Raw genomic sequence first — 21818 nt, 5'->3', positions numbered from 1 at the left:
GTCAGTCGATTCGCCATCAACCAGTGCAAACCAGTCCGCTGACCGATTTGCTGTGGGATGAGGCTTTCCAGTCTCGACGGCCTGTCGCGGCAGGAATGCCGCTCCCACAACAACTCGGTAAGCATCCTTTCGGCCTGCATTATGGCCTTTGCCGTTCATCCTTTATTTTTCAGGCGCTTCAAGCATAATGGCGTTGCTCACCCTCGCCGTCCACATTGTTCACACAGCGGCCGCAGATCTCCGGGTGCTCGCGGTTTGCGCCCACATCAGGTCGGCGATGCCAGCAGCGGGCGCATTTATCATGATCGCAGCGGCGAGCATGGATCCACAGACCCTCCATTTCCTGGGCCGCTTCGGCTTCAGCCGGCTTGTCGGTCTCGCCGTGAACGGCCGCCTCACTGGTAATCAGGGCAAAACGCAGTTCATCGCCCAGCACCGCCAGTTTGGTCTTCAGTTCATCGCTTGTATACAGGTCCACTTGGGCGTCCAGGGAGGCGCCGATGGCCTCTTCATTGCGCAGGCGTTCCAGCACGCGAGACACCTGCTCCCGAACCGTGATCACCGCCTGCCAGTCCACATCATCGGCGGTCACCGAAGGTAATTCATACCAGGTCTCCAGAAAGATGCTTTCGTCCCGCTCACCCGGCAGATGCTCCCAGATTTCCTCACTGGTGAAAGAGAGGATGGGGGCCAACCAGCGCACCATAGCCTCGGCAATGTGATAGAGCGCCGTCTGACAGGAACGGCGGGCATGGCTGTCGGCCTGGGTGGTGTACTGGCGATCCTTGATGACATCCAGGTAGAAGCCACCCAGATCATTCACGCAGAAGTTGTGAACACGCTGATAGATATGGTGAAACTCATAGCGATCATAGGCCCCGCGGATCTCATCCTGAAGCTCACCGGCCCGGGCCACTACCCAGCGGTCCAGGGACAGCATCTCGCTGGGTGCAACGGCGTCCTTGGCCGGGTCAAAACCCGCCATATTCGCCAGCAGGAAACGCAGGGTGTTACGCATGCGGCGATAGCTGTCCGCCACCCGCTTGAGGATCTCATCGGACACCGCGATCTCGCCGCGGTAATCACTGGCCGCCACCCACAGGCGCAGCACATCCGCGCCCATTTGATTAAAGACCTTCTGAGGGGCCACCACATTGCCCATGGACTTGGACATCTTGCGGCCCTTCTCGTCCACAGTGAAGCCGTGAGTCAAAACGCCCTTGTAGGGGGCCACATCGTTGATGGCCACCGAGGTCAGCAACGATGACTGGAACCAGCCCCGATGCTGGTCGGAACCTTCCAGGAAGAGATCCGCCGGGAAGCTCAAGTCCTCGTGCTCACCCAGCACGCAGAAATGGACCATGCCAGAGTCAAACCAGACATCCAGGATGTCGCTGACCTTTTCATAATCGGCCGCCTCCTCGCCCAGCAATTCAGCCGGATCCAGATCGAACCAGGCATCGATGCTGTCCACTTCCACCCGCTTGGCCACTTCTTCCAATAGCCTGGGTGTTTCGGGATGCAGCTCACCGGTCTTGCGATGCAGGAAGAGCGCAATGGGCACCCCCCAGCTGCGCTGACGGGAGATACACCAGTCCGGACGGTTTTCCACCATGGAGCGAATGCGTGCCTCGCCCCAATCCGGGGTGAAGGCCACATGGCCGATTTCCTTGAGAGCAGCCTCTCGCATGCCGCCATTGTCCATGCTCACAAACCACTGGGGCGTGCCCCGGAAGATCACCGGGGTCTTGTGGCGCCAGCAATGGGGATAGCTGTGATCGTATTTCTCGTGGTGCAGCAACATGCCCTTGTCTTCCAGCAAGGCCACCAGCTTGGGGTTGGCCTTGAAGACATGCTCGCCACCAATGTACTCGGCTTCTTCAAAGAAGACCCCGCGTTCATTCACCTGATGATCCATGGGCAGGTCATATTCCAGGCCCATGAGATAGTCTTCCTGACCATGGCCGGGGGCGGTATGCACGGCACCGGTACCGGATTCGGTGGTGACATGGTCACCCAGTACCACCGGGACTTCCCGGGCCAGGTAAGGATGTTGCAGGGTCAGGCGGAGCAGTTCACGGCCCGCCACCACGGCCAGGCGCTCGGGCTCGGAAAAGCCCCAGCGGCCCAGCACGGTGTCCACCATTTCCGTGGGCAGCACGGTGATTTCCCGACCCTGGGGGCCGGTAACGGCATACAGGCCGTATTCCAGATTGGGGCTCAGGGCCACCGCCCGGTTGGCGGGGATGGTCCAGGGGGTGGTGGTCCAGATAGGCAGAAAGGCCGGGGCATCCAGCTGGTCGGCGGCGAGGCCGAAACGCTTGGCCAGATCGGCCTTATCGGCGATGGGGAAGCGCACATCCACGGCCGGCGAGGTGTGATCCTGATATTCCACCTCGGCCTCGGCCATGGCCGAGCGACAGTCCATGCACCAGTGAACGGGCTTGTAGCCCTTGTAGAGATGACCCCGCTCGATCATCTTGCCGAAGGCCCGGAGCTGATCGGCCTCATACTTGGGGTGCATGGTCAGATAGGGCCGTTCCCAGTCACCCAATACACCCAGGCGCTTGAAGTCGGTGCGCTGGCGGTCGATCTGCTCATGGGCATAATCCCGGCAGGCCTGGCGGAAGGCCTTGGCATCCACCTTGTCCCCCACCTTGCCCACTTTGGCCTCGACCTTGAGCTCAATGGGCAGGCCGTGGCAATCCCAGCCCGGCACATAGGGGACATCAAAGCCTTCCAGGGTGCGGGACTTGACCACCATGTCCTTGAGGATCTTGTTCACGGCATGGCCGATATGGATATCGCCATTGGCATAGGGCGGCCCATCGGGAAGGATGAACTTAGGCCGCCCCTTAAAACGCTCGCGAATCTTGTGATAAAGCCCCTCGGATTCCCATTGGGCCAGGCGCTCGGGTTCGCGCTTGGCGAGATTACCCCGCATGGGGAAATCGGTCTTGGGCAGATTGAGCGTTGCTTTGTAGTCAGTCACCGTGTCACCTGATGCCTTTATCGTGAATTCTCGGCCAGCCAGGCGCGTGCCTGGCGGCTGTCTTCATCCATCTGGACCCTGAGGGCGTCCAGATCCTGGAAGCGTTCTTCGTCCCGCAGGTGATGCAGCAGATTCACCCGCAAATGCCGTCCGTACAGATCCCCGGCCCAATCAAAGAGATGGACTTCCAGCAGGCGGCGACGCCCCTCCACCGTGGGCCGTCGGCCCAGGCTGGCAATCGCCGGCAGGGCCTGATCACCCAGCCCCGAAACGGTCACCACATAGACCCCGTCACGGGCCGCCAGCTGTTCGTGAACGGCCAGGTTGGCCGTGGGATAGCCCAGGCTTCGGCCCAGGCGACGACCATGCCGGACCCGCGCGGTCACCGCCGGCGGATAGCCCAGCAAGGTCGCGGCCCCCTTGAGATCGCCGGCCTCCAGGCATTCGCGAATCCGCGTACTGGAGATTCTCAGGCCCTGCTCGGCCACCGTGGGCATGCAATCCAGGCGAAAACCCAACTGGCCGCCGGCCCGGGCCAGGGAGTCCGCATCACCGGCCCGCTTGTGACCATAGCGAAAATCATCGCCAATGAGGACGTATTCCGGTGCCAGGCCCTGGGCCAGTATCTCGCGCTCAAAGCGATCCGGCGCCATGGCGGCCAGGGCACTGTCAAAACGCAGCACCACGAACTGGTCCACGCCAGCTTGGGCCAGTCGTTCGCATTTGTCCCGAAAGCCCGCCACCCGCAAGGGCGCCTTGTCGGCCAGAAAAAAATCCAAGGGCCGGGGCTCGAAGCTCACCACCGTCAAGAGCCGCTGGTTCACGGCCTTTCGCGCCCGTTCCAGCATGGCCTGGTGCCCCCGATGAAGCCCATCGAAATTGCCAATGGTCACCGCCCCGCCTTTCAGGGTCCGATGCAGGTTGTGGCGTCCGCGGATCAGGCGCACGGTGACAAGCCCCCGGTGGCAAAACGCGGCATTATATCAGCCGCTCAGGCCACGTGCCGGGGCCGCAGCCCCATCAGCAAAAGGGTCACCGCATAGACCCCACCGCCCACGGCAATGGCCACCGCCAGATCCAGCACCCGGGTCATCACCGAGGCCGCCAGCCAGGCATCCAGGGAGCCGGCCAGCCAAACCACCACCCCGGCCATGGCCAGATTCGCCAGCAGCCCCCGCACAAACAGGCCCCGCCAGCCGGCCCGGGGACGGTAGATACCGCGCCGCATGAGACCGGCAAACAGCAGGCCGGCGTTGATGAAGGCCGCCATTGAGGTGGCCAGGGCCAGCCCCATGTGGGGGGCGATGAACCCGGTCATCACCATGGGGATCACGATGGCGGCGTTCAGGGCGATATTGCAGACCATCGACACCACCCCGGCCTTCACCGGCGTCACCGTGTCCTGACGGGCGAAATAGCCCGGCGCCAGCACCTTGACCAGGGTAAACCCAACCAGCCCCATGGCATAGGCCATCAGACTGTAGCTGGCCATTTCCACATCCCGGTCGCTGAAGGCCCCGTATTGGAACAAGGTGGCCAGCATGGGCCCGGCGAGACAGAGCAGCCCCACCGCGGCCGGCACCGCCACCAGCCATACCAGCCGCAGGGCCCAGTCCAGGGTGTCGGAAAAGGCCTGATGGTCCTGCTCGGCATGACGGGCACTGAGTCCGGGCAGGATCACCGTTCCCAGGGCAATCCCAAACACCCCCAGGGGAAATTCCATCAGGCGGTCGGAATAATACAGCCAGCTCACGCTCCCAGTGATCAAAAAGGAGGCGATGATGGTATCGATCAGCAGATTGATCTGGGCCACCGAGGAACCGAACACCGCCGGGGCCATCAATCGCATGATGCGGCGCACCCCTTCGTGCTGGCGGTCCCAGCGGGGACGCGGCAGCAGGCGCAGTTGCTTGAGAAAGGGAATCTGGAAAAGCAACTGCACCAGGCCCGCCCCGAAGACCCCCACGGCCAAAGCCATTCCCGGCTCGGCAAAATACGGCGCTCCCCAGATGGCCGCCCCAATCAAGACCAGGTTGAGCAAAACCGGCGTGAAGGCCGGGACGCCGAAACGGTTGTAGGTATTGAGAATACCGGCGGCCAGGGACACCAGGGAGATGAACAGCAGATAGGGAAAGGTCCAGCGGAGCATGGCCACGGCCAGCTCGCGACGCCCGTCGTCGCCATCAAAGCCGGGCGCGAAAACCCAGATCAGCAAGGGGGCGGCGATAACGCCCAGCAGCGTAATCAGGGCCAGCACCCCGCCCAGCACACCGGCCACCCGATCCACCAGGGCTTGGACCTGGGCATGATCCTGCTTACTCCGGTACTCCCCCAGCACCGGCACGAAGGCCTGGGAGAAGCCCCCCTCGGCGAATAGACGGCGCATGAAATTGGGGATCTTGAAGGCGACGATGAAGGCGTCCATCACCGGCCCTGCCCCGAATACCCGGGCGAAGACCACATCCCGCAGGAATCCCAGTACACGGGAGAGGAGCGTCATGCTCCCAACCAGCCCGGTGGAGCGCAGCAGACTCATCCGCAGCCTCCGCGGGTAGAGTGAAACACCCCACGGAAACCGTACGAGGCGAGCAGGGCCCAACAATTCAGGGGCCTCACCCCGATTCCGAGCTGTCCGCTAATCCGTTCCTTGGGAAGGTGCTTTCCTTTTTCTTTCTCAGTCAACAAGTTAAACACCCTTATTCTTGATTTTTGAGCGGCCGCTGGCGGCGGCCAGCCCCTGTTCACTGGGAACTGTTCACTGTTCACGCGGCCTCTTGTCAAGATCACCCATTGGGTAATCTTGACAAGAGGCCGCTTTTTCCGCATCATACGCGGCTTTCCGTCCGGCTGTCACCGGACATGGTCCCTCGCGCCCGGGCGCGGAGGCCTTTTGCAGCGTCAGTTAAAGTAATCAGGAGCTAGTCTTGGCTAACATCAAGTCCGCAAAGAAACGCGCCCGTCAGGCCGAAGAGCGCCGCCAGCATAATGCCAGCATGCGTTCGCGTATGCGTTCCGGCCTGAAAAAGGTGATCAATGCCATCGAGGCTGGGGACAAGGCCAAGGCCGAAGAAGCCTACAAGGCTGCCGTGCCCTATCTCGATCGCATGTCCACCAAGGGCATGATCAGCAAAAACAAGGCTGCTCGCCATAAGAGCCGCCTCAACACCCGTTTGAAGGACATGGCTTCCTGAGCCAATCCTGGATTAAGCGAACGAAAAAAAGGCCGGTCAAATGACCGGCCTTTTTTTCGCGCTTAACCTGGAAATCAGTCAAAGGGATGGCGCAGCAGGATGGTTTCGGTGCGGTCGGGCCCGGTGGAGATGATGTCGATGGGCACGCCCACCAGCTCCTGGAGCTTGTCCAGATAGTTTCGGGCGGCTTCGGGCAGGTCTTCCATGCGAGTCACACCCACAGTGCTTTCCTGCCAGCCGGGCATTTCTACATAGATGGGCTCGCATTCGTCGAAGCCTTCGGCGCCCACCGGGGGCGTGGAGCGTTCCCCGTGCTCGGTCTTGTAGCCCACGCAGATGCGCAGGTTTTCGAGACCGTCGAGTACATCCAGCTTGGTGATACAAAGCCCGGAGATGCTGTTGTTGATGGCCGATCGCTTAAGGGAGACGGCATCGAACCAGCCACAGCGGCGCGGGCGGCCGGTGGTAGCACCGAATTCGTGACCGCGCCTGGCCAAGTGCTGGCCCATCTCGTCGGACAGCTCTGTGGGAAAGGGGCCGGCACCCACTCGAGTGGTATAGGCCTTGACGATGCCAAGCACATAATCGAAATAACGCGGTCCCAGACCAGTACCCGTAGCAGCACCGCCGGCGGTAGTATTGGAGGAAGTCACGAAGGGATAAGTACCCAGATCGATATCCAAAAGGGAGCCTTGCGCACCTTCATATAGCCCGTTCTGGCCGGCCACGTGAGCCGCGCTGAGCAAGTCAGTCACATCCGTGACCATGGGCTCGAGAATCTCCGCCATTTTCAGATACTGGTCCATGACCGGCTGAAAGGCCACCGGCTCGCCACCATAGTAGTGCTGGAGGATGAAGTTGTGATAATCCAGCACCTCACCGAGCTTGGCAGCAAACCGTTCACGATGGAAAAGATCCGACACCCGCAAGGCTCGACGAGCCACCTTGTCCTCATAGGCCGGACCGATGCCCCGCCCGGTGGTGCCGATGGCCCGAGCGCCCCGGGCCCGCTCACGGGCCTGATCCAGGGCCACATGGGAGGGCAGGATCAGGGCACAGGCCGGACTGATGCGCAGCCGCTCCCGGGCGGGAACACCTTCATTTTCCAGGGTATTGATCTCTTCCAACAGAGCTTCCGGGTGCAACACCACGCCGTTGCCGATCACGCAGGTCACATTCTCCCGCAGGATGCCGGAAGGAATCAGATGAAGGACGGTCTTCTTGCCGTCAATCACCAGGGTATGGCCGGCATTGTGCCCTCCCTGGAAACGGGCCACCACGGAGACACGGTCGGTGAGGAGATCCACCACCTTGCCCTTGCCTTCATCACCCCACTGGGTTCCCACCACGATAACGTTCTTTCCCATCAGTCTTCCCGCTTCTTGATCAGCATGAATTAAAGTCACAACGATGCGCCGTTCAGACGGTGGTCACGATCCAGGCCTTGGCTTGACGTTGCAGGACACGATCGCAGTTGCATTCCTCGGGGCTTTGCTTCGCACCCGGCAGGGATTGCACCACCCGCTCGCCGGACTCGCGGAGGCGATCAATGGCCTCGGCCAGATCCGGATCGTCGTCGGCCGGTGCAAAAATGCCACCTTGACGATGGTCCACGCCCCCGTCATCGCCACATTCCAGCAGACCCTTGAGGTCGGCGCTGAACCCGGTGGCCGGACGTGCCCGGCCAAAGACCTCGCCGATGCCATCATACCGCCCGCCCCTGGCCAGGGCCTGGCCCTGACCAGGATGAAAGGCGCCAAACACCAGCCCGTTCTCGTAGTGGTAACTGTGCAGCTCAGCGAGATCGAAATGCAGCTGGAGTTCGGGGTATTGTCCCTGAACGCGATCAGCCACATTGCTCAGCCGATCCAGGGCCACCTCCACAGTGGCACCGGAGCCGTCCAGTTCTTCCCGGGCCCGATCCAGCACTTCCGGACCGCCATGCAGGTCAACCAGGCTGGCTAGCCGCTGCCGATGGGCCTCGCTCAGATCAAGACCGGCCAAGGCCCGCTGATACTCCTGGACGGCCTTACGACGCAGAATGTCGAACAGTTCCCGCTCCACTTCGCCATCCAGACCCGCCTGGGCGGCCAGGCTGCGGTAAACCGCTACATGCCCCAAGTCCAGGGTCAGATTGCGGGCACCCGCTGTTCGCAGAGTCTCCAGCATCAGAGACACCACTTCCACATCACTGGCCTCACCTTCATGACCAAAGAGCTCGGCTCCCACCTGCAGCGGGCTGCGGGAAGTGGATACCCCTTCCGGCCGGGCTCTCAGAACGGTACCCAGATAGCAGAGGCGGGAGGGCCCATCCCGATTGATCACATGGGCATCGATCCGGGCCGCCTGGGGGGTCATGTCAGCCCGGATCCCCATCAGCCGACCACTCATCTGATCCATGACCTTGAAGGTCTGCAAGTCCAGATCATGAGCCACGCCGGTGAGCAGGGATTCCAGATACTCGATGAAGGGCGGAAACATCAGGTCGTAGCCCCAGGACCAATAGAGATCCAGCAGGCGACGCCGAAGGGCATCCAGTCGCCAGGCACGGGGCGGCAGAATTTCCTCGACACCGGCAGGCAGTAACCAGCGTTCAGTGGCGGTCATGACGAGATTCCAGGATTAGCCCAGGCTTGAGCCCGGTTGGGTGTGTGAACCGTATCCCGGCGATGCGCGGGAAAGCCGGACACACCACCCGGGGCCAGCCCGGGTGGTGTCGGCAAGTTGCTTATTGGGTTTCCGGAATCATTTCCTTGAAGTAGCGGAAGAATTCGCCTTCCGGCTCCAGGACCATGATGTCCTTGCCTTCCTGGCCAAGAGCCCGCTGATAGGCAGTCAGGCTTCGGTAGAAGGAGAAGAACTCCCGGTCCACCTCATAGGCGGTGGCATAAATTTCGGTGGCACGAGCATCACCGTCACCACGGATTTCCTCAGCCCGCCGATAGGCATCGGCCAGAATCTCTTCCCGCTGACGGTCGGCGTCAGCACGAATCCGCTCGGCACCTTCTTCACCCTGGGCGCGCAGCAGTGTGGCATCCCGGCGGCGCTCGTTGACCATCCGGTCGAATACCGACTGGGTCACGTCATCGGGTAGCTCGATCTGCTTGATGCGGAAGTCCACAATGCTGACCCCCAGTTCGGAAGCCGCATCCCGGCCACGATCCACCATCAGGCGCATCATTTCCATGCGCTCGGCAGCAATCACATCCTCCACCTGGCGGCGAGCAAACTCATTACGAATACCGGCTCGGGAGATTTCAAGCATCCGCTCCCGGGCCTGAGCCATGTCCCCACGCGTGGCCCGGTAGAAATCACCGGCATCTTCGATCCGCCACTTGACGAAGAAATCCACCAGCACATTCTTGCGTTCCTGGGTCAGGAAACGCTCCGGACGATGATCCAGGGTAATGATCCGGCGCTCGAACTTGAGCACCCGGTCGGCGAAGGGCAGCTTGAAATGCAGCCCCGGTTCATAGTTTTCCTGAACCATTTCACCGAAGCGCAGCTTCACAACGGCCTCACGCTCATCCACGATGAAAATACTGTTGTAGGCCAGTATGGCAAGCAGGCCCAGGACGATCAGTATCGGTACCAGCCAACGGTTCATCGGCGACCTCCCCGGCTACGCAGGCCGTCTCTCAGATTGGGTTGCTCCCGTTCGCTGGAACGGCTGTCGCTATCGCTGGAGCCGTTGTCACTATCGTTCACGCGATGTTTTTCCAATAGTTTATCCATGGGCAGATACAACAGGTTGTTGCTGCCTTCGCTGGAATCGATGAGGATCTTCGGCGTACGGCCGAGGATTTCCTCCATGGCTTCCAGGTAGAGGCGTTCCCGGGTCACTTCCGGGGCCAGTTCATACTCGGCCACCAGTTGGGTAAAGCGGGAGGCATCACCCTCGGAACGATCCACCACCCGGGCCCGATAACCTCGGGCCTCTTCAATTTCGCGTGCGGCCGCACCGCGAGCCCGTGGCACCACATCATTTCGATAGGCTTCGGCTTCCAACATCAGGCGTTCCCGATCCTCACGCGCCTTGATGGCATCCTCCACGGCGGGCTGAACCGGCTCGGGGAAGTTTACATCCTGCACGTTGACCTGGGTGATCTCGATGCCCGCACCATAGCGGTTCAGTGTTTCCTGCACCGACAAGCGGGTGGACAGTTCCAGAAAAGTCCGGCCCTCACCAATCAGGATGCAGCCCATGACGGTGTTACCCACCACCTCACGCACGGCACTCTCGGTCACCTCGTTGAGGGTTTCGTCCGGGCGCGCCACATTGAACAGATAATTGTGCGCCGGTTCGGCGACATCCTGGGGCCCGGTGGCCTCGGAGGCCAACTCGGCTTCTTCGCCGCCGTTATCGTAATCCGGGTACTGGTAGACACAGGCCATGTCGCTACCGGTCAACTCTTCATCGTCAAAGTCGAACTGGATTTCGTCATCATCGACGGCTTCCGGCTCCACTTCTTCCAACTCTTCCACATCCTCAACGCGAACCTCACCGTCTTCCACATCAGCTGACTCCAGCAGACGGGCGGCCAATTCACTCAGAGGGCCGGAATCACCCACCTTGTACTGAACGTTCACATCCACATCGACGATGTTCTCGTCCTTGGTAAGCATCCGGGAGCGGTAGTTGAAGCGGCGGATCTCATTGACGTTGACCTTTTCCACCGATTCCACCGGCCAGGGAATCCGCCAGTGCAGACCCGGGCCTTCGGTGCGCTCATAGCCCCCCACCCTCAGAACCACGCCGCGTTCAGCATCATCCACGGTATAAAAGCCCGACAGCAGCCAGACCACCAGCAGGGCGCCGGCAATCATACCCACCATGGCCGCGCTAGGCCCCTGTCCGGCACCACCGCCGCCGCTACGACCGCTGCGGCCACCACCGCCGCCGAAGAGCTTGTCCTTCAGATTGCGAAAGACCTCGTCCAGATCAGGCGGGCCCTGATCGCCCCGGCCACGGTCACCGCCGTTATTGCCGGAGCCATTGCCGCTGCCGCCCCAGGGGTCACGATTCTTACCCGGTTCATTCCAAGCCATTGATGCCAGTCCTCGGATAACACAACAGACCCCGGGCGTGATGCCCGGGGCAAAAAGCCTATTCTACGGAGGGCGCCCATAGGCGGGCAAGCGAAGTCGGCCTTTTTCCTCGCCACTGACCCAATTACCGACCCAATCTCGATCAGTGCTGGGCGACCGACGGCATAGGTTTTTCCGGCTCCGGCCGGGGCAGATCCGCCTCCCGGGCCAGGCGCTGGTAGACCTCATCGGACAGGCGAACGTAAAGATGGACCTCTCCAGATTCACCCGTCTGTTCGTCCTTGACCGCATCCAGGGCATAGAGCCGCGCCCGCAGCCAGCCCTGGGCCGGCGCCAACACGATCCAGCCGGCCAGTTCCCGCCCGGCAAGCCGCTCGGCCACTGCCGACCGCAATAGATCCAGCCCCGCCCCGGACAGGGCCGAGACGCGTACCGATACGATGTCACCGTCATCATCCCGTTCAATACCAGGCTCGAATTCGGTCAGGTCGATCTTGTTGTAAACCAGCAATTGGGGCACATTTTGAGCACCAATTTCCCGCAGGACCTCGTTGACGGTCTCAATGCGGTCATTGCGTTCCGGATCCGCTGCATCGATCACGTGCAAGAGCAGATCGGCATCCCGGGTCTCCTGCAAGGTGGAGCGGAAGGCGGCCACCAAATCGTGGGGCAGATGCCGAATAAAGCCCACTGTATCGGCAATCACGGTTTCCGAACCGCCGGGGACCGGCAAATGTCGGAGGGTGGGATCCAGGGTGGCGAATAGCTGATCCGCCTGATACACCTCCGCCTCGGTCAGCCTATTGAACAGAGTGGATTTGCCGGCGTTGGTATAACCCACCAGGGAGGCAGTAGTGACTTCCCGCCGTTGTCGGCCCTGTCGGCCCTGGTCCCGCTGCTTGCGCACCTTTTCCAGGCGCCGCGAGACCTGTTTGATCCGTTGCCCGATCAGGCGCCGGTCCATTTCCAGCTGGGTCTCACCCGGGCCGCGCAGGCCGATCCCGCCCTTCTGTCTTTCCAGGTGGGTCCAGCCCCGAACCAGGCGGGTGGACAGATGATTCAGCTGGGCCAGCTCCACCTGCAACTTGCCCTCATGGGTCTGGGCCCGCTGGGCGAAGATGTCCAGAATCAGACCGGTTCTGTCCAGCACCCGGGTCTTGAGCTTGGCTTCCAGATTCCGTTCCTGACTGGGGGAGAGGTGGTGATTGACCAGCACCAGATCTGCCTCGTGAAAGGCCACAGCCTCGGCCATTTCCTCCGCCTTGCCGCCACCCACGAAATAACGTGGGTCCGGCCGGGAACGGGAATGAGTCAAGGTTTCCAGTACCTCGGCCCCCGCCGATGCGGCCAGCTCCCGGAATTCGGACAGGTCATCTGTATCCGCACTGGGGCCCAAATCCACATGAACGATCAGAGCCCGATGGCCGGCTTCCGGACGATCAAACATGGGCGGGTATCAGGCGCATGATCGGCACCCCGGCTGGCCAAAGCCCGCAATGATCAAGCTGAACGCTGTCCGACTCATTCACCCGACTGGGTTTCCGTCGGATCATCAGGACCCATGCGCACATTGCGAGCAGGCACAATAGTAGAGATGGCATGCTTGTAAACCATCTGGTTGATGCTGTTCCGCAAGAGAATCACAAACTGATCAAAGGAATCGATCTGTCCCTGCAGCTTGATCCCATTCACCAGATAGATGGAGACGGGAATCTTTTCCTTGCGTAGTGTATTTAGGAACGGTTCCTGAAGCGATTGCCCCTTGGCCATTTTCTCTGCTCCTTCAAGCGCTTTTTATAGTGTGTTGGCCAGAAGGCCCGGCCAGTACGCTGGCTCGAGCACTGTAATGGTGTCGGGTGCGGCGCGCGAATGCATCCACATTGTCTGTTCTCGTCCCACCCACAGGCAACAAGCAAAGTCTATCACAGCCCACCCAGGTGCTCGGCAACCGTGCGCCGCACCCGATCCGCCACAGCGGGCCGATCACACTCGATCACGGTCAAGGCCGGCTCCGAGCGCATCCAGGTAATCTGGCGCTTGGCCAGCTGGCGAGTGGCGACAATCCCGCGGCGCTGAGCTTCGTCGCGATCGTATTCCCCCGCCAGGTATTCCCAGACCTGTCGATAGCCCACCGCCCTTAGCGCCGGCAGGCCCAGGTGCAAATCCCCCCGGACCATCAGTGCCTCCACTTCCGCTTCCAGACCGGCGGCCATCATGGCCTCGAAACGGCGGGCAATCCGGGCATGCAGCCAAGTCCGCTGGGCCGGCATCAATCCGATCCGCCATACCGGCCAGGGGAGATTTGGAGCCTTCCGCCCCTGTTGAAGTTCCGTCATGGGGCGTCCGGTCAATGCATGCACTTCCAAGGCCCGCTGAATCCGTTGCGGGTCGTTGGGATGAATGCGCCGGGCGGCTGCCGGATCCACTGCTACCAAACGCCGGTGCAAGGCCTCCCAGCCCTCCACTTCCGCTTCCGCCTCCAGGCGGGCCCGGATGGTGGGATCGGCATCCGGCAAATCGGACAGGCCCTGGAGCAGGGCCCGGTAGTAGAGCATGGTGCCCCCCACCAGCAGGGGGATACGACCAGTGGCATGAATCTCGTCAATGGCCGCCATGGCATCGTCACGAAAACGGGCAGCAGAATACGGTTCGGCCGGATCCAGAAAATCAATCAGGCGGTGGGGTGCCCGGGTCAGGGTATCGGCATCCGGCTTGGCGGTGCCGATATCCATACCCTTGTAGACCATGGCCGAATCCACACTGATGATCTCAAAGGGCCAGCGCGCCGTCAGGTCCACGGCGATATCGGTCTTGCCACTGGCGGTTGGTCCCATGAGACAGACCACTGGCAAAGCGTCGGACACAGCTTACTGCCCCCGCAGGAAAAGCTTGTCCAGCTCGTCCATGCTGAGTCGGAACCAGGTGGGACGCCCGTGATTACACTGACCACTGCGGTCGGTCCGCTCCATGTCCCGCAGCAAGGTATTCATCTCTTCCACCGTCAGACGGCGATTGGCCCGCACCGAACCATGGCAGGCCATGGTGGATAGCACCTCGTCTACACTTTCCCTCAGACGAGCGGTCCGCCCGTGAACCGACAGGTCCGAAAGCAGATCCCGCAGAAGCTGGATGGGGTCGCTGCCGCGAAGATGAACCGGCACCTGGCGGATCATGAGCTTTTCCGGCCCCACCCGACTTACTTCCAGACCCAGGCCGGCAAACTCCGCCGCGCCTTCCTCCGCCAAATCCGCTTCCCGCTCCGAGACCGGCAGCTCCACTGGCACCAGCAGGGGCTGGCTCTGGACCGCACCCTGGTCAAACTCCCGCTTCATGCGTTCATAGACGATACGCTCATGGGCGGCGTGCATGTCCACCACCACCAGGCCCTCGGCGGACTGGGACAGGATATACACCCCGTGCAGCTGAGCCAGGGCAAAACCCAGGGGCGGTACCTCCGCCCCGTCTTCCGGCTCCTGAATGCGGTGGCTGTGCTCAAAGGGCGGCGGTTCCGGGTAGGCGGTTCGCCCGGGGCTCAGGCTGCTACTGCTACCACGACCACCGCCCGTTGGCAGGCCCAGCCCGCCCTGGCGCGGAACCGGCTCGGATTGAAACTGCCCCGGGGAGTGCGCCAGACCGGGCAAGGCATCAGGCGCCCGGCTGTCCGCTTCACCTGAAACAGCGGGATCCGCGCCGGCACGCGTCTGGGCCAGGGCTTCATGCAGGGTTCGAAAGAGAAAATCATGGACCAGGCGCTGCTCCCGGAACCGCACTTCATGCTTCTGGGGATGGGCGTTGACATCCACCAGGGCCGGATCCAAAGACAAGTGCAGCACATAGGCTGGATGACGTTGGCCAAAGAGCACATCCCGATAGGCCTGGCGAATGGCATGGGCCACCAGACGATCCCGGACCATGCGCCCGTTGACAAAGAAATGCTGCAGATCCGGCTGACTGCGGGAGAAGCTGGGCCGGGCCACCCAACCGTGAAGGCTGAGCCCCGCACCACTGTGTTCAATATAGAGGCTGTCTTCCAGGAAAGGCTGACCGCAGAGCGCCCCCACCCGGCGCTCGCGAACGCCTTGATCCTCACCGGCCGGGAGGGTAAAGACCGGCTTACCGTTATGAATCAGACGCAGCTCCACATCATTGCGACTGAGCCCAATGCGACGGACCACGGTCTCCAGATGACCAAACTCGGTCCGCTCGGTCCGCAGAAACTTGCGCCGCCCCGGCGTATTAAAAAACAGCTCCCGCACTTCCACGGTGGTGCCCTGCGGGTGGGCGGTGGGCAGTGGGCCTTCCCAGCCGCCCTGCCCATCCCCGGCCAACTCATGGGCCTGCTCGGCCCCTTCGGCCAGAGAGCGAATCTTCACCCGCGCCACCGAGGCAATACTGGCCAGGGCCTCGCCACGAAAACCCAGGGTCGCCACCCGTTCCAGATCCGCTTGATCCTGGAGTTTGCTGGTGGCGTGGCTGCTGACCGCCAGGGGCAAATCCGAGGCCGGAATACCCCGACCATCGTCCCGAACCCGCAGCAGCTTCACCCCGCCCTGCTCTACTTCGATGGTAATCCGCCGGGCGCCGGCATCCAGGCTATTCTCCAGCAACTCCTTGGCCACCGAGGCCGGGCGCTCCACCACTTCACCGGCAGCAATCTGATTGACCAGCTGAGGCGGCAAGGCCCGGATGGGGCGATGTGGATTAATGCGGGGTTCGGTGGCGCTCATGGCATGTCCCTGAAACCGTGACCAGAAAACGCCATTGTAACGGCCCTGCCATCTCCTGACAGGGCCTGATCAGATTTCAGGAGCAAGGGAGCTAGCTGGAAGTGGGAATCCGGAGGACCTGACCAACACGAATCTGGTCGCCGTTAAGGCTATTGGCCTGACGGATCTTCTGTACGCTGACATCATACTTGCGTGCGATGGCGGAGAGGGTCTCGCCCCGGCTAATGCGATGCTCCCGCTCGGCGCTGTCGCCATCACGAACCATCTGGGCTATTCGGGTACCCGGCACTGGGTTCTCCCAGAAATAATCCCGAACCCCTTTCAGCATGTAGCGGGCCACATTCTCCTGGTATTCCTGTTGATTCAGCAGCTGCTCCTCCTGGGGATTGGAAATGAAAGCGCTCTCCACCAGGATGGAGGGAATATCCGGCGCCTTGAGCACGGCAAAGCCAGCCTGCATCACCTCGCGCTTGTGCATTCTCAGATTGCCGCTCATCTGCTGCACCATTCTGTCCCCCAGTTCCAGACTCGCACTGATGGAAGCCGACTGGGAGAGATCCATGAGCACCGAGGCCACGGTGTCATCCTTGTCCGAAAGTTTCACCCCGCCAATCAAGTCCGCCGAGTTCTCCCGGTCCGCCAACCATTGGGCAGCTTCGTGACTGGCGCCCTGTTCCGAGAGGGTGTACACCGACGCACCGCGGGCCCGGGGGTCCTTGAAAGCATCGGCATGAATGGAGACAAACAGATCCGCCTCGGCATCCCGCGCTCGCTGAACCCGATCACGGAGAGAGACAAAATAATCCCCGGTACGGATCATAAAGGGTTCCATGCCCGGCTCTTCCTCCAGCAAGCGCTCCAGGCGGCGGGCGATCTGCATCACCACGTCCTTCTCCCGGGTCCCCTGGGGACCGATGGCGCCCGGGTCTTCGCCGCCATGGCCGGGATCAATGGCGATCACCACCGGCCGATCCTCTCCGCTTGGCAACTGGCGAACCGCCTCCCGGGCCCGTTCCTGCCCCTGAACCCGATCCAGATCCACCACCAGGCGGTGCCCATACTGTTCATTGGGCTCCACCACGAAACTGCGTGGCCGGGCCTCCTCGGCCAGATCCAGCACCACGCGAAGATCATTCTCCTCGCGAGTACCGCTGCGGATACTTTCCACCACCCCATCCCCATCCGGCCGGAAACCATCGGCCAGGCGGGCATCGCTCAAATCAATAACAATTCGATCCGGCTCGGAAAGGCTGAACAGGCGATGCTCCACCGGGCCGCTGAGATCGAAAACCACCCGGGTGCGTTCCGGCGAATCCCACAGACGAACCCCTTCCACATCCGTTGCCTGCACCGGGTTGGGTGCAAACAGGACCAGGATCAAGAGAAGGAATGTCAGAGCGGAACGCATTGTGGGCCACTCCCTTGCCGGCGGGGTTTCAATGCGCCGGTCGCATTGGAAAAGGGCTGTTCTAGGGTGAATGTATACAACAGGGGGGGATAAAATCAAGTTTTTTCAGAAAATATAGCGAGATACGAGGACTTCTTGCCATGATACTTCAGCCTGGGGCGCCTGTTCCACTCGCCTCTTGCTCGACCCGCAAACGGTCCAGTAACTGCTGACCCCGTGGACTGGAGGCCGTCGCCGCCACGGCCCGCCCCGCATCGCGGTGCTGCATCTGGAGCTTGAGATCCGGGGCCGGCAAGTAATCCCGGCCCCGCTCGGGCCATTCCACCAGCAGAAACTGATCCGATTCATCCAGTTCGCGAATCCCGAGAAACTCCAGCTCTTCGGGATCGGCCAGGCGATACAGATCCATATGCCAGATGCACCGGCCGGCCAACTCATAGGGTTCCATCAGGGTATAGGTGGGACTGCGTACCGGCCCGGTTTCGCCCAAAGCTCGCAATAATGCACGAACCAGAAAGGTCTTCCCGGCCCCCAGATCGCCCTGCAGCCATATCACCGCGCCGGCGCGGGGATCACTATCCATCATTGCCCGGGCCAGGGCAGCGCCGAAATACTGGCTGGCGGATTCATCCGGCAGGTTCCAGTTCATCGCCGGGCCTCGGGGGGATTGGCCAATCGCATGATGGGTGCGAACAAGTCCATGGGCTGAAGCCCACGGGGGCCCAGTTCACGGGCCGCCAGATCGCCGGCGGCCGCATGCAGCCAGACCGCGGCCGTGGCGGCTTCTCGCGCCTCCAGTCCCTGGGCACGCAGGGCACCCACCAAGCCGGCCAGGACATCCCCCATGCCGGCCACCGCCATGCCGGCATTGCCGGCATCACAAACACGAAGCGGCCAGTCAGGAGCCGCCACCAGGCTGCCGGCGCCCTTGAGAATCACCGTCGCCCGCCAGCGCCCCGCCAGCGCCGTGGCGCTATCAAAGCGATTGCGCTCAAGCTCGGGGATGCTGCAACCCATCAGACGGGCGGCTTCGCCGGGGTGCGGAGTGATCACTGAACCAGGCGGCAGCGGATCTGTCTGGCCGGCACTCAAATTGAGGGCATCGGCATCCAGCACCAGGGCCCGGCCACTCTCCAGGGCCAGCCGCCAAAGCCCGCGTCCCCAGCGGGATTGGCCAAGGCCGGGTCCGAGCACAATGACATCGGCGTCGGCCAGCAGCGGACGCGCCTGGCCGGGGCGGCGAATACCTCGCACCAGCAGAGACGGCGCACGACTCAAGGCGGCCGACACATGCCCCGGCCGGGTGAGCAGGCTGACCCGGCCGGCGCCGCCACGCAAGGCCGACTCCGCCGCCAGCAAGGCCGCCCCGCCCATGCCGTGATCTCCCCCCATCACCACCACATGCCCGTGCTGCCCCTTGTGAGCGGTGGACTGTCGGGGCGGCAACATCTCCGCCACTTCGCGGCGCTCAATCAGAAAGGCCGACGGCGTGGTGCCCTGATAGACCGAATCGGGCACCGCGAGGCGTTCGAAATGGATGCGACCGGTGACAGCCCGTGCCTGACCGGTATACAAACCCTGTTTGCGGCCCACAAAGGTGGAGGTGTGGGCCGCCTGCATGGCCGTTCCCAGAATCTGGCCACCATCGGCATCCAGCCCCGTGGGGCAATCCACGGCGAATACCGGGGCCGGATGACTGTTGGCGAGCTCAATCAACTCGGCAATCAGGCCTTCCGGCGCGCGGGTCAGCCCAGTGCCCAGCAGGGCGTCCACGATCAAGCCGGTGTCTTCGGGCAAACGCCCCTCGAAGCGAAATTCCTCACCACCGGCGGCCAGCCAATCGGAGCGAGCCCGGGCGGCATCCCCCTTCAGTTTTTCCGGATCGCCGGCCGGTATCAGACTGACCATCAATCCGGCTTCCAGGGCCAGGCGGGCAATCACATAACCATCGCCCCCATTGTTGCCGGGCCCAGTCAACACCAACAGTCGACCACTGCCGCCGGGCCAGAAGAAGCGCAGGCGCTGGAAAGCGGCCTCTCCAGCACGACACATCAGGGGATAGCCACCGATGCCGGCTTCCTCTATGGCCAGACGGTCCAGTTCGCGAACCTGGGCGGCGGTATAAAGGGCCTGTTCGGGTACTTGAGTCATGGCTGAAATTATACGGGCCCAGAGCGTACTTGTCCCTGCCCGGCCTGACTGGCCCGATAAGCGCCACAGGAACAACGGTTAATGAGACAATATTCCAACCATGAATGCGCACAGCCAACAAAGTGACCATCCGGTGGATTATCAGGCCCTGGCCGAACGCATTCGGGGCTGGGGGCTCGCCCTGGGCTTTCAGGCAGTGGGCATCACGGACACCGACTTGCAGGGACAGGAACACCGCCTGCAGCAGTGGCTGGCTTCCGATCGCCACGGCACCATGGAATGGATGGCCCGACACGGGAACAAACGCAGCCGGCCGGAGGACTTGGTGCCCGGAACCCTGCGAGTGATCTCGGTACGACTGGACTACCGCCCGGCCGAGGTGGCCGACAGCTGGTCGGTCATGGCCGACGGCGAGAAGGCCTTTGTCTCCCGCTATGCCCTGGGCCGGGATTATCACAAGTTGATGCGCAAACGCCTGCAGAAGCTGGCTGAAAAAATCCAGTCGGAAGTGGGGGAATTCGGCTACCGGGCACTGGTGGACAGCGCCCCGGTCATGGAAAAACCCCTGGCGGCCAAGGCCGGCCTGGGATGGCAGGGCAAACACACCAATCTGCTCCACCAGCAGGCCGGGTCCTGGTTCTTTCTGGGGGAGCTTTACACGGATCTGCCCCTGCCGGTGGACGAGGCCGGCCAGGATCACTGCGGCAGCTGTCGTCGCTGCATCGATGCCTGCCCTACCGGGGCCATTACCGGCCCCTACCGCCTGGATGCCCGAAAGTGCATCTCCTACCTCACCATCGAGCATGACGGCCCCATCCCGGAACGCTATCGCCGGGCCATGGGCAACCGCATCTATGGCTGTGATGATTGCCAACTGGTCTGCCCCTGGAATAAATTTGCCCAAAACAGCGAGGAGGTGGACTTCTCGCCCCGACATGAGCTGGACACGCCCGAACTGGTGGCCCTGTTCGACTGGAGCGAACAGGACTTTCTGGATCGTCTGGCCGGCAGCCCCATACGGCGAATCGGCCATGAACGCTGGCTTCGCAATATCGCGGTCGCACTGGGCAATGCACCCAGCCGACCCAATGTCATCCAAGCCCTGAACCGTCGCCGGGATCACCCTTCCGCCCTGGTTCGGGAACATGTGCGCTGGGCACTCGCCCAGCATGACCATCGACAAGAAGGGGGAAGCACCCGGTGATTCGTTTCCTAATTGCGTTCCTGTTCACGGCCCTGCTCACGGCCTGCGGCAGCAGTGGTCCGGTTCACGATCGAGCCGACAGCAGCCGCATTGGACAGTTCTCCCAGCGAGGTTTTGTCGAGCGCCCCGATACCGACTGGCATTTTCAGGCCGAATCCCCCATTCGCGGCGGCATGGCGACCACATCAGATCAGCTTATCTTTGGCACCGAAGGCGGCGAACTCATTGCCCTGAATCGCCGGGACGGGGACATCAACTGGCGTTACCAGGGGGATGGGGCCGTACGCGGGGCACCGGTGGTCCACGGCGATACCGTCTATTTCGCCGACATGGGCGGTGGCATTCATGCCGTGTCACTGGGCAACGGTGAGCGTCGCTGGCGCGATCAATCCGACGCCGCCTACGCTGCCGGGCTGCAATCCACTCATCTGGGACTGGTCAGCGCCGATGGCCGTGGACGGGTCAGCCTGCTGGATCCGACCGATGGCTACCGCTTCTGGACCACGGAGCTGGATGGCTCCATCAATGCAGCTGCGGCCGAGCTCAATAGCCGGGTATTTGTCGGCACCAGCCGGGGCAAGGTGGCGGGCCTGGATCTGATGTCCGGCGAGGAACGTTGGGAATTTCAGGTAGGTGATGCGGTGTATGGCGGCCTGGCGGCAGCGGGGCAATTCGGCTATCTGGGAGTCATGGACGGCCAGACCCATTCCCTGTTTCTGAGCGTGGGAGTAGAGAACTGGAAATTCGAAACCGAAGAGCCCGTCTCTGCGCCGGCCGCATTTGACGGTGACCAGGTCTATGTCGCCGATCGCAGCGGGCGGGTCTATGCCCTGCGGGAGGATCTGGGACTGCGTGTCTGGCAGCGCCGGGTCAGTGAGGAATGGATCACCGCCGGGCCCAGCCTGACCCGTCGCTCGGTGATCATTGCCGATCATGACGGCGGTGTCACCGCACTTGCCCGCAGTGATGGCGCTGTACTCTGGCGCTGGCAGGGAGAGGGGGCCATTTCCGCCTCGCCCCTGCCCCGTGGCGAACATCTCTATATCGCCACCCGCTCGGGAAACGTCTATGCCCTGCGACCCTAGTCCGCTTTGCT

17 protein-coding genes are annotated in these 21818 nt (G+C 62.2%); 3 read left to right on the top strand and 14 right to left on the bottom strand.

The annotated features are described in order from the left end of the window. Positions 1–178: 178 nt before the first annotated feature. From ileS to murJ, 3 genes are read right to left on the bottom strand one after another with little or no spacing between them, the layout of a single operon-like run. Positions 179–2992, bottom strand: coding sequence for an isoleucine--tRNA ligase (gene ileS, locus J2T60_RS00935; RefSeq protein ID WP_253444127.1), 2814 nt, complete (start codon positions 2990–2992; stop codon positions 179–181). A 17-nt stretch (positions 2993–3009) separates the two neighbouring features. Continuing rightward, entirely contained in the window at positions 3010–3939 is a 930-nt protein-coding gene (locus tag J2T60_RS00930) for a bifunctional riboflavin kinase/FAD synthetase (protein ID WP_253444125.1), read from the bottom strand. Positions 3940–3983: 44 nt separating this feature from the next. Further along, a complete protein-coding gene (gene murJ, locus J2T60_RS00925; RefSeq protein ID WP_253444123.1) occupies positions 3984–5528 on the bottom strand; it encodes a murein biosynthesis integral membrane protein MurJ in 1545 nt (514 codons plus the stop codon). Positions 5529–5916: 388 nt separating this feature from the next. Here murJ and rpsT point away from each other — a divergent pair, with 388 nt between their 5' ends. Continuing rightward, positions 5917–6183, top strand: a complete 267-nt coding sequence (gene rpsT / locus J2T60_RS00920) for a 30S ribosomal protein S20 (protein WP_253444121.1) — start codon at positions 5917–5919, stop codon at positions 6181–6183. Positions 6184–6257: 74 nt separating this feature from the next. On the opposite strand, the gene J2T60_RS00915 is transcribed toward rpsT, so the two are convergent. The 11 genes from J2T60_RS00915 to J2T60_RS00865 form a co-directional block, all read right to left on the bottom strand. Continuing rightward, on the bottom strand, positions 6258–7550 hold the full coding sequence (locus J2T60_RS00915; RefSeq protein WP_253444119.1) for an adenylosuccinate synthase: 1293 nt from the start codon (positions 7548–7550) through the stop codon (positions 6258–6260). 52 nt (positions 7551–7602) lie between these two features. Further along, positions 7603–8790: an ATP phosphoribosyltransferase regulatory subunit gene (locus J2T60_RS00910; protein ID WP_253444117.1), complete on the bottom strand. Its 1188-nt coding sequence runs from the start codon at positions 8788–8790 to the stop codon at positions 7603–7605. Positions 8791–8911: 121 nt separating this feature from the next. Further along, the gene (gene hflC, locus J2T60_RS00905; RefSeq protein WP_253444115.1) at positions 8912–9790 is read right to left on the bottom strand and encodes a protease modulator HflC; all 879 of its coding nucleotides are present in this window, start codon (positions 9788–9790) and stop codon (positions 8912–8914) included. Continuing rightward, positions 9787–11232 (bottom strand): FtsH protease activity modulator HflK, encoded by a 1446-nt coding sequence (gene hflK, locus J2T60_RS00900; protein WP_253444113.1) that lies wholly within the window; start codon positions 11230–11232, stop codon positions 9787–9789. Before hflK ends, hflC begins: the two co-directional genes overlap by 4 nt. A gap of 142 nt (positions 11233–11374) precedes the next feature. Next, positions 11375–12679, bottom strand: a complete 1305-nt coding sequence (gene hflX / locus J2T60_RS00895) for a ribosome rescue GTPase HflX (RefSeq protein WP_253444111.1) — start codon at positions 12677–12679, stop codon at positions 11375–11377. A 74-nt stretch (positions 12680–12753) separates the two neighbouring features. Then, positions 12754–13002 carry an RNA chaperone Hfq gene (gene hfq, locus J2T60_RS00890; RefSeq protein WP_253444108.1) on the bottom strand — a complete coding sequence of 83 codons (249 nt, stop codon included), beginning with the start codon at positions 13000–13002 and terminating at the stop codon, positions 12754–12756. A gap of 152 nt (positions 13003–13154) precedes the next feature. Beyond that, positions 13155–14066 (bottom strand): tRNA (adenosine(37)-N6)-dimethylallyltransferase MiaA, encoded by a 912-nt coding sequence (gene miaA, locus J2T60_RS00885; RefSeq protein WP_253447516.1) that lies wholly within the window; start codon positions 14064–14066, stop codon positions 13155–13157. 33 nt (positions 14067–14099) lie between these two features. Next, positions 14100–15959, bottom strand: coding sequence for a DNA mismatch repair endonuclease MutL (gene mutL, locus J2T60_RS00880; protein WP_253444105.1), 1860 nt, complete (start codon positions 15957–15959; stop codon positions 14100–14102). Positions 15960–16050: 91 nt separating this feature from the next. Further along, positions 16051–17367: an N-acetylmuramoyl-L-alanine amidase gene (locus J2T60_RS00875; protein ID WP_253444102.1), complete on the bottom strand. Its 1317-nt coding sequence runs from the start codon at positions 17365–17367 to the stop codon at positions 16051–16053. Between the two features lie 148 nt (positions 17368–17515). Further along, positions 17516–18016 carry a tRNA (adenosine(37)-N6)-threonylcarbamoyltransferase complex ATPase subunit type 1 TsaE gene (tsaE, locus tag J2T60_RS00870; RefSeq protein ID WP_253444099.1) on the bottom strand — a complete coding sequence of 167 codons (501 nt, stop codon included), beginning with the start codon at positions 18014–18016 and terminating at the stop codon, positions 17516–17518. Further along, positions 18013–19518: an NAD(P)H-hydrate dehydratase gene (locus J2T60_RS00865; protein WP_253444096.1), complete on the bottom strand. Its 1506-nt coding sequence runs from the start codon at positions 19516–19518 to the stop codon at positions 18013–18015. The genes tsaE and J2T60_RS00865 overlap by 4 nt, the downstream gene beginning before the upstream one ends. A 100-nt stretch (positions 19519–19618) precedes the next feature. On the opposite strand from J2T60_RS00865, the gene queG reads away from it, so the two are divergent. Together queG and J2T60_RS00855 are read left to right on the top strand one after the other, a co-directional pair. Next, on the top strand, positions 19619–20722 hold the full coding sequence (queG, locus tag J2T60_RS00860; protein WP_253444093.1) for a tRNA epoxyqueuosine(34) reductase QueG: 1104 nt from the start codon (positions 19619–19621) through the stop codon (positions 20720–20722). Next, positions 20719–21807: an outer membrane protein assembly factor BamB family protein gene (locus tag J2T60_RS00855; protein ID WP_253444089.1), complete on the top strand. Its 1089-nt coding sequence runs from the start codon at positions 20719–20721 to the stop codon at positions 21805–21807. The genes queG and J2T60_RS00855 overlap by 4 nt, the downstream gene beginning before the upstream one ends. Positions 21808–21818: the final 11 nt, after the last annotated feature.

The organism is Natronospira proteinivora, assembly GCF_024170465.1.
GTDB classification, from domain to species: domain Bacteria; phylum Pseudomonadota; class Gammaproteobacteria; order Natronospirales; family Natronospiraceae; genus Natronospira; species Natronospira proteinivora.
Note: the sequence above shows the minus strand (reverse complement) of the source record. Positions and strands in the feature narration are given on the sequence as shown.

Coding starts and splice junctions, on each gene's coding strand:
- murJ (WP_253444123.1), bottom strand. CDS start 5,528: ATGAGTCTGCTGCGCTCCACCGGGCTGGTTGGGAGCATGACGCTCCTC.
- J2T60_RS00915 (WP_253444119.1), bottom strand. CDS start 7,550: ATGGGAAAGAACGTTATCGTGGTGGGAACCCAGTGGGGTGATGAAGGC.
- J2T60_RS00910 (WP_253444117.1), bottom strand. CDS start 8,790: ATGACCGCCACTGAACGCTGGTTACTGCCTGCCGGTGTCGAGGAAATT.
- hflC (WP_253444115.1), bottom strand. CDS start 9,790: ATGAACCGTTGGCTGGTACCGATACTGATCGTCCTGGGCCTGCTTGCC.
- hflK (WP_253444113.1), bottom strand. CDS start 11,232: ATGGCTTGGAATGAACCGGGTAAGAATCGTGACCCCTGGGGCGGCAGC.
- hflX (WP_253444111.1), bottom strand. CDS start 12,679: ATGTTTGATCGTCCGGAAGCCGGCCATCGGGCTCTGATCGTTCATGTG.
- hfq (WP_253444108.1), bottom strand. CDS start 13,002: ATGGCCAAGGGGCAATCGCTTCAGGAACCGTTCCTAAATACACTACGC.
- miaA (WP_253447516.1), bottom strand. CDS start 14,066: ATGGGACCAACCGCCAGTGGCAAGACCGATATCGCCGTGGACCTGACG.
- mutL (WP_253444105.1), bottom strand. CDS start 15,959: ATGAGCGCCACCGAACCCCGCATTAATCCACATCGCCCCATCCGGGCC.
- J2T60_RS00875 (WP_253444102.1), bottom strand. CDS start 17,367: ATGCGTTCCGCTCTGACATTCCTTCTCTTGATCCTGGTCCTGTTTGCA.
- tsaE (WP_253444099.1), bottom strand. CDS start 18,016: ATGAACTGGAACCTGCCGGATGAATCCGCCAGCCAGTATTTCGGCGCT.
- J2T60_RS00865 (WP_253444096.1), bottom strand. CDS start 19,518: ATGACTCAAGTACCCGAACAGGCCCTTTATACCGCCGCCCAGGTTCGC.
- queG (WP_253444093.1), top strand. CDS start 19,619: ATGAATGCGCACAGCCAACAAAGTGACCATCCGGTGGATTATCAGGCC.